The following is a 16666-nucleotide window of genomic DNA, read 5'->3' as shown; positions in this document are numbered from 1 at the left end:
CTATAACTAACTAAAACCTTTTAACATGAAAACTAGATTATTATTTTCAATAGCACTAATTTTTGCTTTTTTAGCTTGTAAAGACGATACTAAAAACAAAGTAACAGAAGACGAAAGCGTAGAGAAAAGAATAACTCCTGCTGCTATACCAAAAATAGCTCAGCTTCCTTATAATAACAATTTAGAAATATTAAAAGAAGATAGTGATTACGACGACAACTCTATTTACTTAAAAATACCTGTACCAAACCAAAATTTTGTTCATGTAGAAACTATTGATGTTTCCTCTAATAGTATAAGTGCTATAGTGTATGTGATATCAGACAATACTAGAAATAGCGCTTTAAATAAACCTATAGTTGAAGTTTATAAAGACACCTTAAAAATTGATAGTGTTTTAGGCAGTAAAAAAATACTAGGTAATGAACTTGTAGTGTTTGTTGTTAACGATCATCCTGAGGATTTTAAAACTATTAAAGATGAATTTGTTACGGCAAAAAAAGCACAAATTGCTGCTAACAATATGTTAATTGAATGTGGAATTATATCACTAACTAAGTCTAATAATAACGAATTTCCTGAGCCAAAAGAAGCTTGTGGTGGTGTAATTGTGAAAAGGAATTAATGAATAGATTATATAAAACATCTGTTTTGGCGCTAATTGTTTTTTTAATGGTTAGTGCTAAAACCTATGCTATTAACACTAAAGACACCATTATTGAGGTTTTAACTAAAAAAATAAAAAACACAGAGCATAATACTATTGAAAAAGGAGATTTACTGTACCAATTAGCAGACTATTATGGAAAACAAAATAAAGCCGATTTGGCTTATAAAAATTATAATTTAGCAAAAAAAATGTATAGTAATCTAAATATTAAGGATAAAGAAATGGAATGTAATTTATCCTTATTTTCTTTACTAGACTCGCAAAATGAATTAAATGTAAATCCGTTACCTTATTTAGAAAGCTATTATAACTATCATAAAAACGCCAACAATACATCTAATATTTTAAAAGCAGAACTTGCCTATGCCTCTTATTTTTTTGACTCCATAAATTATAATAAATCTAAATCGTATTACGAAAAAGCATTACTTACAGCAACACAAAAAAACGACAATTTTAGTAAAGCAAAAATAAATACCAATTTAGGCTTGTTGTACTCTGGCTTTATTGAACAGGATTCTGCTAGACTGTTTTTTGACAAAGCCTTAAAACTATATAACCCAAAACACAGCAACCAAATATTTGCTACGTATTTGAATTATGCAAACTCTTATCAAAAAAACAAAAATTATGAGAATGCTATTATTTATTTGAAAAAAGCAGAAACCATAAATCTAACCGAGCATAAAGATAATTATGAAAAAATATTGTTTTCTAAACTAGCAAATTGCTACAAACAAATTGGTGATTACAAGAATGCACATCTCTATTTAAAAAAATATACTAAAACAATAGATAAGCTTAATATTACGTCGCAAAATATCGAAATCACTAAGATTAAAGAACAATACGATAACGAAAAACTAAGAGCAGATAACCTAGAAATTGAAAACAATAGAGCTAAAACTCAAAATATTGCAGTTGGTTTGGCAGGAAGTTTGGCACTTGGTAGTGTAATTGCTTTTCTTTTAGTTAGAGATACCAAACGCAAGCAAAAACTAGCAGAGCAAGACAAAGAGTTACAAACACAAAAACTTACCACAGTTTTAAAAGAACAAGAATTGGTGACTATTGATGCTATGATTGAAGGCCAAGAAAAAGAACGACAACGTATCGCTAACGATTTACACGATGATTTAGGAGGATTAATGGCTACTGTAAAGCTTCATTTTAATATTTTAAAACAAGATCAAACTCCAGAGCTTTTTAATAAAACAAATGGATTAATAGATGAAGCTTATAAAAAAATAAGATCTATTGCGCACTCTAAAAACTCTGGTGTAATCGCAAAACAAGGCCTTTTAAAAGCTGTAAAAGAAATGGCAAAAAAGATTTCTATTTCTAACGCATTAACAATAGAGGTTATAGATTATGGTTTAGATAATAGATTAGAAAACAGTTTAGAACTTACTATTTTTAGAATTATACAAGAATTATTGACAAATGTGATAAAACATGCCGAAGCTACACAGGTTACTATCCATATTACAAACCATGAAGAATCACTAAATATAATGGTTGAGGATAATGGTAAAGGGTTTAATCCTAGTCAGGTTACAAAAACTAATAAAGGCATGGGAATTAGCAGTATAGATAAACGAGTAGAACACCTAAACGGGAAACTAACAATAGAGTCTGAAAAACATCAAGGAACCTCTATTATAATTGATATACCATTATGATACGATTAGCTATAGCAGAAGATCATCAATCCCTTATAGATGGTATTAAATTACTTTTAGAATACGAAGACAATATTTCTATAATTGGCACTGCTAATAATGGCGAAGAACTCCTAAAACTAGTACATTTAAAACAACCAAATGTAGTATTAACAGATATAAGAATGCCAAAACTAGATGGCATAGAAGCAACAAAACTTATACTCAAAAAATTTCCATATACCAAAGTGTTAGCTTTTTCTATGTTTGACCAAACCGACGCTGTAAAACAAATGCTAGATGCAGGCGCAAAAGGGTATATTTTAAAAAACTCTCCACTTACAGAAGTATTACAAGCAATACAAACTGTTGCTAAAGGAGAGCAATATTTTGATTCTAATCTTAATATAAATGCATTAGATTTAAATAGCTCTACACCAAAAAAAGGCCTTTTAACCAAAAGGCAAGTTGAAATATTAGAACTTATTGCACTAGGCAAAACCTCTAGAGAAATTGCAGACGAGCTATACATTGGTAATCATACAGTGGATACTCACCGAAAAAATATGGCACGAATTTTAGGCTTAAAAGGAAAAGGGGAATTAATGCGCTATGCCTTAGACAAAAAATATAAATTTTAAAATTACCCAATATTGGGTATGTTTCTACCTTTAATAGATAATTAGATTTGAGAGAATCAAAATTATGTATTATGAAAACTACTAAACTATTTACATTATTCGTTGTTTGCTTAACACTTACAGCTTTTGAGTGCGAGGATACTTGCGATGCATTACAGCTAGCAGATTTAACCATACCTCCAATTGCAGATGCTTTCGATCAATTTGGAAACCCAATAATAGACCAAAGCACTGGACAAACCTTACAAGGAATTAATGAGTTATTTTACAACCAAAGAACAAACGAAGTCTTTAATTACGATAACCCTCCATCTCAAGGTTTACTAATTGGTGATGTGATACAAATGGCTACAAGTATCCACAATAAATTTTCTGAAACCGAATGTAATTTAGGTGAAGATGCTACTCCTACAGATACTGATGCCAAACTATCTATAAGAGGACCAGAATTTAATGGTGTTTTACCTTTAAATAGTATGCCAACTCCAACGATCCCTTTTCAAGGAAAGGGCTTTACTGCTACAGCTTTTCAATTAGTAACTCCAGGCTATTACTCGGTAGAATTTAATGCCAATAAAACAAGAAGTCTGCAAGAGCATAGCTTTAATAATAATTTTTATTATGGCGAAAACGGAAGCTATAATAGAAAAAAATCATTCTCATTTACAGTAGAAGAATCTGATGTTAAATCTAATAGTACGTTAAAAATTGAAAACTATAATAATGATGATCTAGCACCAAAAACAGTTGAAGAAATGAAAGCACTTTACATCTATCAATTTATTCACTCTAATCAATATAAAAACTGGATTCTTAAAAAGAAAAACAACTAATTTAAGAAAACAAAAAAGCCTTAATCTAAAATGGATTAAGGCTTTTTAAAGTTATAAGAATAGATTAATTTACCTCTGGTAAGTTGTTAAATTCTTTACTATAGTCTAACATTTGACCATCAAAAGTTTCTGGTTGTGTTACTTTTATAGTAGTTATTTCTCCATCGTTGTTAGTTTCAGCTACTAAAACAGGATTTACAAAACCGCTATAAGGCGCAGATGTAAATTGCTTGTTACGCTCTAAAACCTCAGCATGTATTGCTTGATCTACTTTTACACCATAACCTTCTACTAAATCTTCAACAGCTTTATAATCGCCTTCCGATTTTATACGTTGTGTTTCTCTTAATAGCTGTCCAAATAAATCGTGTAACTTATCGTAATCGTTAATATTAAAATACGTTTTTCCGTCTTTAGTCACCTTTTCAATAACGTTATCTTTTTGTCCTTTTTCAAAAACCCAAGCAGAAACCCATTGTCTGTTTACCATGTGTGCTTCTTCAACATCGTCTCCTAAATTTAGTCTAATTAACTGTGTCATTAAACCATTTCTAATATAACCATCGTAAGCTGCTTTTCCTACAGATTTCCAATCATCTACTAAACCTAATTCTTGTAATTTTGGATTATATAAATAATATAAACCTACTAAATCTGCTCGTCCTTCTTCTAAAGTAGAAGCATATTTTTTAAGTGTTTCTTTAGTTTCTCCAACTCCAGGGTTTAATTGTCCTGAGGCATGTCCAATTACTTCGTGTAAGGCTGTATGCAACTTATCTGCTAATTGACCATGTTTTTTTTCTAATTTATATTCTTCATCATCGTGTACAAATTCTTTTAAACGTCCTGAGCTTCCAGCATTGTTATAGGCATGGATAATGTTTCCTAAAGACACCGATTTACTTCCTACAGCAGCACGAATCCAATTTGCATTTGGTAAATTCACTCCAATTGGTGTGCTTGGCGATGCATCTCCTGCTTCTCCAGCAACATTAACCACTTTATAAGTTACACCAACAACATTTTTCTTTTTATGCGCGTCCATTAATGGAGAGTTATCTTCGAACCATTGTGCATTTTCAGATAAAACAGCCATTTTTTCTGACATGTCAAAATCTTTAATTTGTACAATATTTTCGTAAGAGCCTCTGTACCCAGAAGGGTCATTATATACTTCTATAAAACTATTTATGTAGTCTATATTTCCTTCTGTAGCTGCAGTCCAAGCAACATTATAATCGTCCCAAGTTTGTAAATCTCCTGTGTAATAATATTTAATAAGTAGTCCAATAGCATCACCTTGCGCTTTATTTTCTGCAACGCCTTGAGCTAATTTTAACCATTTTACAATTTCATCAATTGCAGATCCGTAAAGTCCGCCAGACTTATACACACGCTCTTTAAGCACTCCGTTTTCTTTTACTAATTGAGAATTTAACCCATAAGATAATGGCTTATCTGGATTTGGAGAGATTTTCTTTTTATAAAAATTTTCAACATCTGCAGTCGTTACATTAGGTCCATAAAAATTTACAGCAGATTGTAAAACATTATCTACACCTTTAGCAAGATTTACTTTTTTAGCATCTTTATCATTAAATATAACCTCAAAAGCATCACCTTTTAACTCAGCATTGGTTTCTGCTAGTAACTTGGTTAAGTATTCTGCAGAAAACTCTGGTTTAATTTTATCGTTAGAATAGTGATGATGTATTCCGTTAGAAAACCAAACACGTTTCAAATACGTTTCGAAAGCTTTCCAATCTTTAGCGTCTTTATCGCCTTTATAATTGGCATAAACTGTTTCTAAGGCTTTTCTAATTTTTAAATTATGCCTGTAGTTTTGGTCCCACATGATATCACGACCTTCTAAACCAGCTTGAACTAAGTAATAGACTAATTTTTGTTCTTTAAGTGTTAAATCTTCCCAACCTGGTATCTGGTATCGCAGTATTTTAATGTCTGCAAATTGCTCTACATTATAATTAAAGGTGTCTTCTGTTCTGTCTTTTTTATTTACTACTTTTTTTTCAGCTTTATCATTTCCGCAAGAAAATAAAAAAGCAACAGTAAGCGCTATGCTTGCTATAGATTTTAGTTTCATTTTAAATAATTTAGTGTTCTTCAACAAATGTAACATATATTAACATACTATAAAATTGATTACCTTTGAATTAACTAACATTTTTTTATTTTTTAGGATGAAATATTTAAAGTACCTTTTATTATTATTACTTATTGTTATTATAGGTCTTGCCATTTACATTGCTGTACAACCTAATAATTTTGAGGTAAAAAGAAGCAGAACAATTAATGCTCCTGCTGCAGTTGTATATAATAATGTTATTGACTTTAAAAACTGGGAATCTTGGTCCTCTTGGGTGGAAAAAGATCCTACTACTGTAATCACTTTACCTGAAAAAACTAAAGGTGTTGGTGGTGCCTATTCTTGGGTAGATAAACATGGAAATGGCACTATGAAAACAACTGCTACAAACCCAAATAAAACGATTACTCAACAATTACAATTTGGCGATTTTCATCCTTCTACAATAGAATGGACTTTTGAGCCAACCGACGATGGAAAAACTACTGTAACTTGGCAAATGCTTGGCGAAAACACACCCTTTTTGTTTAAAGCGTCTGCTTTGGCTTCTGGTGGATTTGATGCTATGATTGGTCCTGATTTTGAACGTGGTTTAGAAAAACTAGATAGTATTGTTGTAGAAAGCACTAAAAAATATAGTGTAAAAGTAAATGGAATAACTCAACATGGAGGTGGTTTTTATTTATACAACACAACCTCTTGTAAAATGGAAGATTTTAAATCTAAAATGCAAGAGATGATGCCACAGATTGAGCAGTACGTAGCAAAACATAATATTATTCCTTCTGGAGGTCCTTTTGTTATTTATCATAAATGGGACGAAGTTAATAATGCTGTTATGTTTTCTTGTGCAATTCCTACAGCAGATAGAGTAATAACTACTGAAAGTGCTATTTTAACAGGACAACTACAACCTTTTAAAGCGGTTAAAACGACATTGATTGGTAATTATGAAAATTTAAAAGAAGCTTGGACTGCTGGAATGCAATTTATTGCAGATAATAATTTAGAGCAATCGGATTCTGGCATGGCATTAGAGGCTTACCTTACAGATCCAACTACTACTCCAAATCCTGCCGATTGGGTTACCGAAATTTTTATGGAAGTTAAATAAACAAAAAAAGCAGCTCTAAAAGAACTGCTTTAAAATTACATTTAATTTGTATTAATTATCCGATAAACAAATGTTGGGTGAAATACTCTTTCCTGGATGCATTGCTACACTATCAACAATTGTTTTTGGTTTTGCACTTAATATAATATTACCGCAATTTTTAATTGTTGATGCAGTAAATTCAAAGTCACCAAATGGAAGATCACCAGCTGTAGAACTTTTTAATGTTTGATTGACATCTGTTGCTGTTGTTCTTAAAACAAATGTGCTTAAATGTGCTTCCTGAATATCGTAACTTCCCTTAATTTGAATGCCTTTAACGAAGTGAGAGCAATCACCATAATCATCAATATTAAGCGTTAAAGCTGGAGCTTGATTATCCATTTGTATAATTTGGCTATCTACTGTTGCACCTAAATGCTCAAGTTCAATTAACAATCGATCGTTTGTGCCAGGACTAAAATTAGCAATTACATTGTACATGTTATTATTTCCTCCAATATAAATATATTCATCATTAACAGGGTTTACTGTAGTTATAAATGAATCTCCTGTGGTACTGTTAAATCCTTCTATCTCTAATGCATCATTAATATATTTTACTTCTCCAGTATTTAAATTTGTAGTTTTAATTTTATATTTCTGGTTTGCATAAGTAGTAGTTAAACCTTGAATAATTACTTTTCTGGAAAAAGCACTTCCTGTTGTAACAGTATTCATTGTAAGTCCAAATTTGGCTCCTGCTAAAGTTAATCCATCTGCATTATTTATAAAGGTTGTAGACACACCTCCAATTGAAACTAATTTAGGTCCATTTCCTGCTAAAGCTTTAGGCTGTAATTGCACATAAGACTCTACAACATTCCCATAGTTTGAGCATCCAAAACCTTGTGGTGGTGTGTTCCAAGATAAAATAGCTCTCACTTTTAATACTTGTGGGTTTTCACAATCGCCTTTTAGACCTTCAAAATTATATGGCAATACAACAGAATAGTGAATTCCATCTGCTGGTATATTTTCTATATCATAAGCATTTACAAAAGTAGTTCCTGCATGTTTCCATTGGCAGTTTCCTTCAGTTTGTACCCAAAACGAAACATATTCTTTACTTCCTGTACTACAAAGGTTTCCGCTATAGCCTGATGGTTTTTTAATTTTTAAAGTACCAACTAATGCTTCTTGATGATAATCTGCTCCAATGCAAAGTAACTCTTCAAAATTGGTATTACATTCTAATTGGTTCCAATTTACTAATATATCTGATAAGTTTAAATTATTCAATTCAAACAAATTGTTAATTTCAGTAATATTGGCAAAATCATTTTCTGTTGTTACTTGACTTAATAACTTATGAGCAAATCTTTGAGGTTCCACTTTTTCTGCTTTATAAAGCGAACTTAATTCTGCAAAATTATAGGCTTTTGGTGCTATACTTTTTTTAGTCTTTTGTAAAGCATTTTTTAAATTAGGATTTAAGTTGGTAATAGAATTAATAGACAATTGTGGATTTAAAATTGCTGTATTAAATAAATCATCTAATTCAAATAAAGGAAAGTTAGGATTAAATAACTTTAAAGGTTCTATTTGTACTTGCACGTCTTTTTTATCGCTCCAAACATAAGTACCACTAGTTAAGTCTGGATCGTTTTCTGCTGGAATAGTATTCCAAGATAAAACTGCTCTAACCTTAGGTAAATTTGGTGTATTACAATATTTTTTTTTGGGATTAATATTTAATCTCACTGTATAATTAATGGGTTTCTCATCCGCATTACTACAGTCCTTTTGTGTTGGAATATCGTGCACATTAACACCAACATAACCCATATCTTCCCAACCTGCTCCATCTTGATAGTCCATATAAAATCTTACATATTCAAAAGAACCATTTTCGCATAGATCTCCCGAATATCCAGATGGACGTTTAATATTAATTGTTGCTGTTAATTGTTTAAATGTTGGGTTGTAACCAACACATCCTAAAGCCTCAAAAGTTGTATTAAACTGTTGTTTAAAAAAATTTAAAGATGTTTTTAATTTAAGTTTAGACAGTCCTTTAGTGTTCATTGCCAAAAAAGGTGTAAACTCTTGTCTTGCAACTATTAGTTGCTTTTCATTTAGTTTTTCCATGATTATTGAATTTTTAATAGCGTACCTACTCTATTATGGCTTTTCGGTTGTCGCCAATAAAACAGTGCTTAAAACAGTCTGCAATACTATTATTAATAATCTTAAAATCAATAGGTTAACTTTAATTTTGTTAAAATTTAAAATTGATTAATTAAAAATTAATATCATTATTTAAATTTAATTTAGATATTATTGTATTCTATTAAAAATCGTTTTAAATGAAGAATCTTATACTTGTTTTTGTTGGAGGTGGTTTTGGAAGTGTGCTTAGGTATATTATTGGAAAATACTTAAATAGCAACGAAACAGGAATACCTTACGGTACATTTTTAGCCAATATTTTAGGAAGCTTGATTATTGGAATTATACTGGGTTTAGCCATTAAAAATAATACACTCTCCTCTAACCAAACGCTATTATTAGCTACTGGTTTTTGTGGTGGATTTACAACATTCTCTACTTTTGCTTACGAGAATCATGTGTTTTTAAAATCTGGTGATTTTGCAAGTTTTGCTATTTATACTATTGCTAGTTTTGTGTTAGGGTTTTTAGCTGTTTTTTTAGGAATGCATCTCGCTAAATAACTAGTATTTTTTATACTTTTTTACACCAGCTTTTATCTCTGTTTTAAGATAATTTTCTATAGGCACAATCGGACAAGAGTAGCGTTTATTATAGGCACAGTATGGGTTATAAGCTTTGTTAAAATCTATAATTAATGTATTGCCTTCAGGAAGGTTAACATCTAAATAACGACCTCCAGAATATGATTCCTCTCCATTGGTATGATCTAAAAATGGTAAAAATAAATGATCCTCATAACCTTCTCGTTTTATAAGTTCTATATTTTGATAAACATTTAAACTAAAATCTTCCCCTTTTATTTTAAAATTGAGTACACCATATTTTTTATACAAAGGCGCTCTATCTGTAGTTGTTGGCATTTCAAAAGGCACCTCGTTTGGAGTTGTTTTAAGAGTAGCTGTGACCACATAAGCACTATCAAACTTAAAGAAATCTAAGGCTCTAAAAGTTTTTCTGTCTTTTTCGGTTAAAGGCGATTTTAAAGCATTTTTAAACTTCGCATTCATTTCGCGTTGGTATTCTGTTTCACCAAGTAATGGTAATTTGTCTTGTGCGCAACTAAGTATTGAAAAAGTAATTGCAACTACTATAAAATAAACTCTCATTTTAATTGGGATTAAATGTTGGTGTTGGTTTGGTGCTTAAATTTATTTGATAAGCATCTATTAATTGATTTGAAAACGAATTAAATACCTCTTCGTCTTCAAACGCTTTTATTTGTGCTGGATTAAAACGACCTTCCAAATAATACGCTGTAGTTTCTTTTTGGTTGCTATTAAAAATTATAGCGTTGGTTACCACTATTCCTTTTTCTTTAACAGAAATGATTCGAGTGTTATCCACTTCATTTTTTCTAAACACATCTGTATAACCGCTTTTAGTGATGGCGTTCATTTCATTAATTAATAACGATCGTTTAAAGGATTGCATATTTTCAAACTTAATATATTTAAAGTCTGTAATACCAGAAACAATGGTTTTAGCCTCTGGACTTAAACTGCTTAAAACTGCTCTCATAAATTGAGGCACCTGAAACGCTGTTGTACCAATATCTGTTTTATGAGTATTGTAAAACGAATTAAAACTGCTTCCGCAGGAAAACAGTAAAAAAGAAACTAAGACTATAAAAACGGATTTTTTCATTTGTAAATAAATTCATTTCAAAAATACAACTTAAAGTAATTTTCCATAGCTTTGGAGTAAATTAATTAAATTATGCAAAACTGCATCGTAAAATATACACAAAGACAAACCCTTTATTTAAAGCGTTGGACTTGCTATACTTTATGATGATATAACCATATATTAAATCCATAATAAAAAGTCCAACTTAACAGTTGGACTTTTTATTTTTAGTCCACTGTTAACTTTTTATTCCAATAGTTAACAACCAAAACCAACCATGAAACATTTTTTAAACAATTATTTAAGTAGTTACAAAGGCATTGCTAAAGAAATTTGGCTATTATCTTTTGTTACCTTTTTAAATCGTGCAGGTGCAATGGTAATCCCTTTTCTATCATTATATTTAATTGGCGAAAAAGGCTTTACATTACCAGAAGTAGGATGGATTATGACCAGTTATGGATTAGGCTCTATGCTTGGTAATTTAATTGGCGGAAAACTTACAGATGTAATTGGCTACTATAAAACAATTGTATTGAGCCTGTTTTTTGGTGGTTTAGGATTTATTATTTTACAGTATTTAAATACATTTTACAGTTTATGTATAGGTCTATTTGTTTTAATGCTAATTGTAGATGCTTACAGACCAGCAGTTTTTGTAGCAGCAGATGCTTACAGTATTAATAATAATGTGACCAGAAATATTGGACTCATTCGCTTAGCAATAAACTTAGGTTTCTCTATTGGACCAGTTGTTGGTGGATTTTTAATTGCAAACGTAAATTACAACTCTATTTTTTGGGTAGATGGCGTTACATGTGTATTAGCATCCTTTTTATTAATTGCTTTATTAAAACCGAAAAAAGGATCACCTAAAGCTGAAAAAATAGCTGTTATAAAAGAAGGCTTACCTGCTTATAAAAACAAAGCGTTTTTATTATTTTTCTTGGTCATGGTTATTAATGCTGTTGCTTTTATCCAATATTTTTCTACAATCCCATTGTATTATAAAATAGATTACAGCCTTTCTGAAGATACTATTGGATGGATTATGTTCCTTAACGGAATACTAATTGTGTTTTTAGAAATGCCTTTAATAGCTTGGTTAGAAAGATTAAACCTATCCAAAACCAATGCAACTATTATTGGCATCATACTTTTAGCGCTTAGTTTTATTGTATTAAATACCTCTAATGCATTTGGAATTTTAATAGTTGGAATGGTTTTAATGACGCTTGGCGAAATGATTGGTTCTCCATTCTCTAATGCACTTGCTTTAGATTTATCTCCAAAAGGAAGAAAAGGCACGTATATGGGATTGTACGGAATGAGTTTTTCGATATCGCATGTTGTTGGTCATAATGCAGGAATGAACAGCATAGACCATTTTGGATTTAATTGGACGTGGTTTGGATTTTTTATACTACTCATAATAGCCAGTGTTTTAATGATTTATTTACCAAAACTAACCCATAAACAATCCTAGTTATGAACCTTAACCAAGTTACGATTCCCTCTTTAGATGTTGAAAAAGCTACAGCGTTTTATAAAACATTAGGCTTGCAACTTATTGTAGAAGCACTTCCAAGATATGTACGATTTATGTGTCCTGATGGAGACAGTACGTTTTCTATTCATAAAGTAGAACAACTACCAAAAGAAAAAGGAATAACCCTCTATTTTGAAAACAATAATTTAGACGAGTTAGTTAAAACATTAAAACGAAAAGGTGTTACATTTGCAAGCGATCCTGAGGACAAACCTTGGCTGTGGAGAGAAGCACATTTACAAGATTTAGACCAAAACAGTATAATATTATATACTGCTGGAGAGCACAGAAAAAATCCGCCTTGGCGCATTAATTAACTTTATGAATACTGTAAAAGACAACACCCAACGTGCTAAAAATGTAATTATAGCTTTTGCTGCTTTAGCTCTTATTGACATTTTATCTATACTACTTGGCCTCTACCAAAACAAGGTTTTAGAAGGTTATAATATTGGAAACTATACAGAGCAGGACATTGACCAATTAGACACTTATGTTGCTTATTTAGCCATAATACAAACAGCAACCATAATAGTATTAATCGTAATTTTTATAATGTGGTTTAGACGTGCTTACGAGAATTTAATTGCACTAGATGTAAAAATGAATCTCTCTGGCAATGGAGCAGTTTGGGGATTTTTTATTCCGTTTTTAAACTGGGTAAGACCAATACAAACTGTAAAAGAAATTTTTATTAAAACTCAAAACACACTAAAAAACTATAACGAATCTACTATTGTAAATACAAATACTAGTTTTATTGTGGCTTGGTGGATTGTGTATTTAATAAATGGAGCTATTAGTAATGTAGCTTCCAGAAGTATAGAAAAAGCAGATACTATTGAAAAATATATTGATGCGAATTACATCTATATATTTTCGGACAGTTGGGATTTGTTAGCTATTGGATTAGCAATAATTGTGGTAAATACTATTTCTAAATTAGAAGTAAAACTGAAAAATACAGACACCTCAACATCACTTATTGACCAAATAGGAAGCAGAGAAAACCAATATTGATAGCTACACAATTTATCTTACTTTTTAAATCCTTTTACTCTGTTTACCTTATACTATCTAAATCGCAAGGAGTTACAAGCCTTATGTTGGTTATTTGTTATTTTTAATAACTTAAAATTATAGTTTGATTAAAATTTACAGTCAACTCAATAACAAAAATAGCATTGTATTGATTTTTTTAGATTAGCTTTAAGTAGTTTTTTTTGTAAACCCAACCAAATTGTCTTAACTTTTGTAAGTAAAGACGACAAATATGAAAAAAACAATCCTCGTAGAGCGAAAAAGTAAGCTAAAATTAAAGTTATCTCAATTGCATATAGAAAATGAGGTAAGACAAGCCTCAATTCCAATTGAAGATATTGGTTATTTAGTTTTAGACCATGCCGAAATTTACATAAGTATTCCTGTAATAAATTGTTTAATTCAAAACAATGTAGCAATTATATTTTGCAATAATAAGCACTTACCAAATGGTATGTTATTAAACCTTAATAGCCATCATATACAACAACAGTTATTTAAAAATCAAATAGAAGCAAGTGTTCCCTTTAAAAAAAAAATATGGCAACAAACAGTTATTGAAAAAATTAAAAACCAAGGAATATTACTAAAAACTATTACTGGTAAAGAAAATACTTTTAACTATTTGGCAAGTAAAGTTAAAAGTGGAGACACAACAAATATGGAAGGAGTGGCTGCAAACTTTTATTGGAAATCTTTTTTTAGTAGTGACTTTAAAAGAGAACGTTTTGGCAACTACCCAAATAATTTTTTAAATTATGGCTATGCAATATTACGAGCAGCAACTGCAAGAGCGCTTTCGGGCAGTGGACTATTAAACACTTTAGGAATACACCACAAAAACAAATACAATGCTTTTGCTTTGGCAGATGACATAATGGAACCTTTTAGACCAATTGTAGATGAAGCTGTTTATGGTTTAATGGAAAATAATGACGCACAAGAATTAACCACTGAAACTAAATCTATATTACTACAAATACTTACTAAAACAGTTTATTTTAAATCTGAAAAAACCATACTTATGCTTGGTTTACAAAAAACAGCTAGCTCTCTGCAACAATGTTATAGTGGTAAGAGAAAAAAAATAAAGTATCCTAAATTATGGAATTAAACGGTTATAGAATTATGTGGTTATTTGTTTTTTTTGACTTACCAACAGATACAGCTAAAGACAGACGAAATGCTGCTGGGTTTAGAAAAAATTTATTAAAAGATGGATTTAGTATGATGCAGTATTCTGTATATATGAGGCATTGTGCTAGTAGTGAAAGTGCAGATGCACATGAAAAACGAATAAAAGCATTATTACCTCCTTTAGGTAAAGTGAGTATTTTACGTATTACTGATAAACAATTTGGGAATATTATAAATTTTTGGGGAAAAGCCGAAGCACCTAAAACACCACAACCCACTCAATTAGAGCTTTTTTAAAACAAAAAAAAAGCTTCAATCTTGCCTTATCACTGCAAAAAAGAAGCATTTTTTTTAACGCTATTTTGTTTTAACACTCTATATATCAACAGCTAACAAGCTAACTAATATCGTGTTTTCTAATCTTTAATCAAACCACAACAGGGGAACTGGATGGAAAAAACTTACGACCAATATCGTGTTTTCTAATCTTTAATCAAACCACAACACCACAATAATACTATTATTTACCATATTAAATATCGTGTTTTCTAATCTTTAATCAAACCACAACAACTTACACGAGCGAAGCGTTGTGTTTTATAATATCGTGTTTTCTAATCTTTAATCAAACCACAACAATCCTACCAAACAATAAAAAGCACCACTAAATATCGTGTTTTCTAATCTTTAATCAAACCACAACATACGGCTTGTAATACCATCCGTTTTTTATAATATCGTGTTTTCTAATCTTTAATCAAACCACAACTACACGGAGCAAAAAGAAATATTCGAAGCTAATATCGTGTTTTCTAATCTTTAATCAAACCACAACGTATCAATGTTTAGATCAATGTCTAGTATAAATATCGTGTTTTCTAATCTTTAATCAAACCACAACGTAACAGTTTCGTGGGTGTACACTGCTTTAATATCGTGTTTTCTAATCTTTAATCAAACCACAACTATATGGTGTTGTAGTGTCGTTTGCCAACTAATATCGTGTTTTCTAATCTTTAATCAAACCACAACTTTAGAAAGTTACTTTTGTTAATTTTTTCTAATATCGTGTTTTCTAATCTTTAATCAAACCACAACGTAAATGTAATTTAGTGACGCTCCAATATAATATCGTGTTTTCTAATCTTTAATCAAACCACAACATTAATTTAAGACGTTGGTCTTATACGTTAAATATCGTGTTTTCTAATCTTTAATCAAACCACAACATGATAAAGATCCAGACCTGGAGCATAACAAATATCGTGTTTTCTAATCTTTAATCAAACCACAACGAAAGTTGGTCGTATAAGTATTGATAATACAATATCGTGTTTTCTAATCTTTAATCAAACCACAACATGGAATGAGCTGTTTACAAATTGCACTTAATATCGTGTTTTCTAATCTTTAATCAAACCACAACTTCTAGGTAGTCATTCCACCATTTTAAAGTAATATCGTGTTTTCTAATCTTTAATCAAACCACAACTTTATGTAACTGTAAAAAAAATGTACCAAAATATCGTGTTTTCTAATCTTTAATCAAACCACAACTAGGTGTTCCGTTTTCTTTTAAATCTCTATAATATCGTGTTTTCTAATCTTTAATCAAACCACAACAACAGCGTAGTCTGCAAAAGAATGCTTAGCAATATCGTGTTTTCTAATCTTTAATCAAACCACAACATCTTACCTCCTTTATGTTTACTAGTTAACAATATCGTGTTTTCTAATCTTTAATCAAACCACAACAACTGGCGCATCTATTTATAAATATTGCGCAATATCGTGTTTTCTAATCTTTAATCAAACCACAACCACTTTCTGAATTATACCAAACAGGGAAATAATATCGTGTTTTCTAATCTTTAATCAAACCACAACTGTGCGTATAGTGTCTCCAGAGGTGTTTAAATATCGTGTTTTCTAATCTTTAATCAAACCACAACGAAAGGCATGCAACGTAATAGAAAGTTGCAAATATCGTGTTTTCTAATCTTTAATCAAACCACAACTTATAATTCAAATTGCGATGTTACTATACAAATATCGTGTTTTCTAATCTTTAAT

15 protein-coding genes and 1 CRISPR repeat array (1 of these 16 running past the window's edge) are annotated in these 16666 nt (G+C 30.6%); of the genes, 11 read left to right on the top strand and 4 right to left on the bottom strand.

Annotated elements, in window-relative coordinates; all coding sequences use genetic code 11:
* The first annotated feature begins 25 nt into the window (after positions 1-25).
* From ACVC5O_RS08940 to ACVC5O_RS08925, 4 genes are all read left to right on the top strand, one after another.
* Complete coding sequence (locus ACVC5O_RS08940; RefSeq protein ID WP_452221140.1) at positions 26-625, top strand: hypothetical protein; 600 nt, start codon at positions 26-28, stop codon at positions 623-625.
* On the top strand, positions 625-2352 hold the full coding sequence (locus ACVC5O_RS08935; RefSeq protein ID WP_452221139.1) for an ATP-binding protein: 1728 nt from the start codon (positions 625-627) through the stop codon (positions 2350-2352). The genes ACVC5O_RS08940 and ACVC5O_RS08935 overlap by 1 nt, the downstream gene beginning before the upstream one ends.
* Positions 2349-2972 (top strand): response regulator, encoded by a 624-nt coding sequence (locus ACVC5O_RS08930; protein ID WP_452221138.1) that lies wholly within the window; start codon positions 2349-2351, stop codon positions 2970-2972. Before ACVC5O_RS08935 ends, ACVC5O_RS08930 begins: the two co-directional genes overlap by 4 nt.
* Before the next feature lie 71 nt (positions 2973-3043).
* Positions 3044-3805, top strand: a complete 762-nt coding sequence (locus ACVC5O_RS08925; RefSeq protein WP_452221137.1) for a hypothetical protein — start codon at positions 3044-3046, stop codon at positions 3803-3805.
* Between the two features lie 64 nt (positions 3806-3869).
* On the opposite strand, the gene ACVC5O_RS08920 is transcribed toward ACVC5O_RS08925, so the two are convergent.
* Positions 3870-5909, bottom strand: a complete 2040-nt coding sequence (locus ACVC5O_RS08920; RefSeq protein WP_452221136.1) for a dipeptidyl-peptidase 3 family protein — start codon at positions 5907-5909, stop codon at positions 3870-3872.
* Positions 5910-6006: 97 nt separating this feature from the next.
* Here ACVC5O_RS08920 and ACVC5O_RS08915 point away from each other — a divergent pair, with 97 nt between their 5' ends.
* Entirely contained in the window at positions 6007-7026 is a 1020-nt protein-coding gene (locus tag ACVC5O_RS08915; RefSeq protein ID WP_452221135.1) for an SRPBCC family protein, read from the top strand.
* A gap of 51 nt (positions 7027-7077) precedes the next feature.
* Here ACVC5O_RS08915 and ACVC5O_RS08910 read toward each other — a convergent pair whose 3' ends face one another.
* Entirely contained in the window at positions 7078-9156 is a 2079-nt protein-coding gene (locus ACVC5O_RS08910) for a hypothetical protein (protein WP_452221134.1), read from the bottom strand.
* 218 nt (positions 9157-9374) lie between these two features.
* Here ACVC5O_RS08910 and crcB point away from each other — a divergent pair, with 218 nt between their 5' ends.
* A complete protein-coding gene (crcB, locus tag ACVC5O_RS08905) occupies positions 9375-9740 on the top strand; it encodes a fluoride efflux transporter CrcB (RefSeq protein ID WP_452221133.1) in 366 nt (121 codons plus the stop codon).
* On the opposite strand, the gene ACVC5O_RS08900 is transcribed toward crcB, so the two are convergent.
* Positions 9741-10346 (bottom strand): DUF1684 domain-containing protein, encoded by a 606-nt coding sequence (locus ACVC5O_RS08900; protein ID WP_452221132.1) that lies wholly within the window; start codon positions 10344-10346, stop codon positions 9741-9743. It abuts the gene before it with no gap.
* Position 10347: 1 nt separating this feature from the next.
* A complete protein-coding gene (locus ACVC5O_RS08895) occupies positions 10348-10884 on the bottom strand; it encodes a DUF4252 domain-containing protein (protein ID WP_452221131.1) in 537 nt (178 codons plus the stop codon).
* A gap of 259 nt (positions 10885-11143) precedes the next feature.
* Between ACVC5O_RS08895 and ACVC5O_RS08890 the strand changes: the two genes are divergently transcribed.
* The 5 genes from ACVC5O_RS08890 (at position 11144) to cas2 (ending at position 14890) form a co-directional block, all read left to right on the top strand.
* Positions 11144-12352 (top strand): MDR family MFS transporter, encoded by a 1209-nt coding sequence (locus ACVC5O_RS08890; RefSeq protein WP_452221130.1) that lies wholly within the window; start codon positions 11144-11146, stop codon positions 12350-12352.
* Between the two features lie 2 nt (positions 12353-12354).
* A complete protein-coding gene (locus ACVC5O_RS08885) occupies positions 12355-12732 on the top strand; it encodes a VOC family protein (RefSeq protein WP_452221129.1) in 378 nt (125 codons plus the stop codon).
* Positions 12733-12736: 4 nt separating this feature from the next.
* Positions 12737-13435, top strand: coding sequence for a DUF4328 domain-containing protein (locus ACVC5O_RS08880; RefSeq protein WP_452221128.1), 699 nt, complete (start codon positions 12737-12739; stop codon positions 13433-13435).
* Between the two features lie 253 nt (positions 13436-13688).
* Positions 13689-14570 (top strand): type II CRISPR-associated endonuclease Cas1, encoded by an 882-nt coding sequence (cas1, locus tag ACVC5O_RS08875; RefSeq protein WP_452221127.1) that lies wholly within the window; start codon positions 13689-13691, stop codon positions 14568-14570.
* Positions 14561-14890 carry a CRISPR-associated endonuclease Cas2 gene (cas2, locus tag ACVC5O_RS08870; protein ID WP_452221126.1) on the top strand — a complete coding sequence of 110 codons (330 nt, stop codon included), beginning with the start codon at positions 14561-14563 and terminating at the stop codon, positions 14888-14890. Before cas1 ends, cas2 begins: the two co-directional genes overlap by 10 nt.
* 106 nt (positions 14891-14996) lie before the next feature.
* Positions 14997-16666: direct repeats of the CRISPR family, unit length 36 nt; unit sequence AATATCGTGTTTTCTAATCTTTAATCAAACCACAAC; it runs 1067 nt beyond the window's last position.

It is taken from the genome of Lacinutrix salivirga (genome assembly GCF_053604675.1).
Note: the sequence above shows the minus strand (reverse complement) of the source record. Positions and strands in the feature narration are given on the sequence as shown.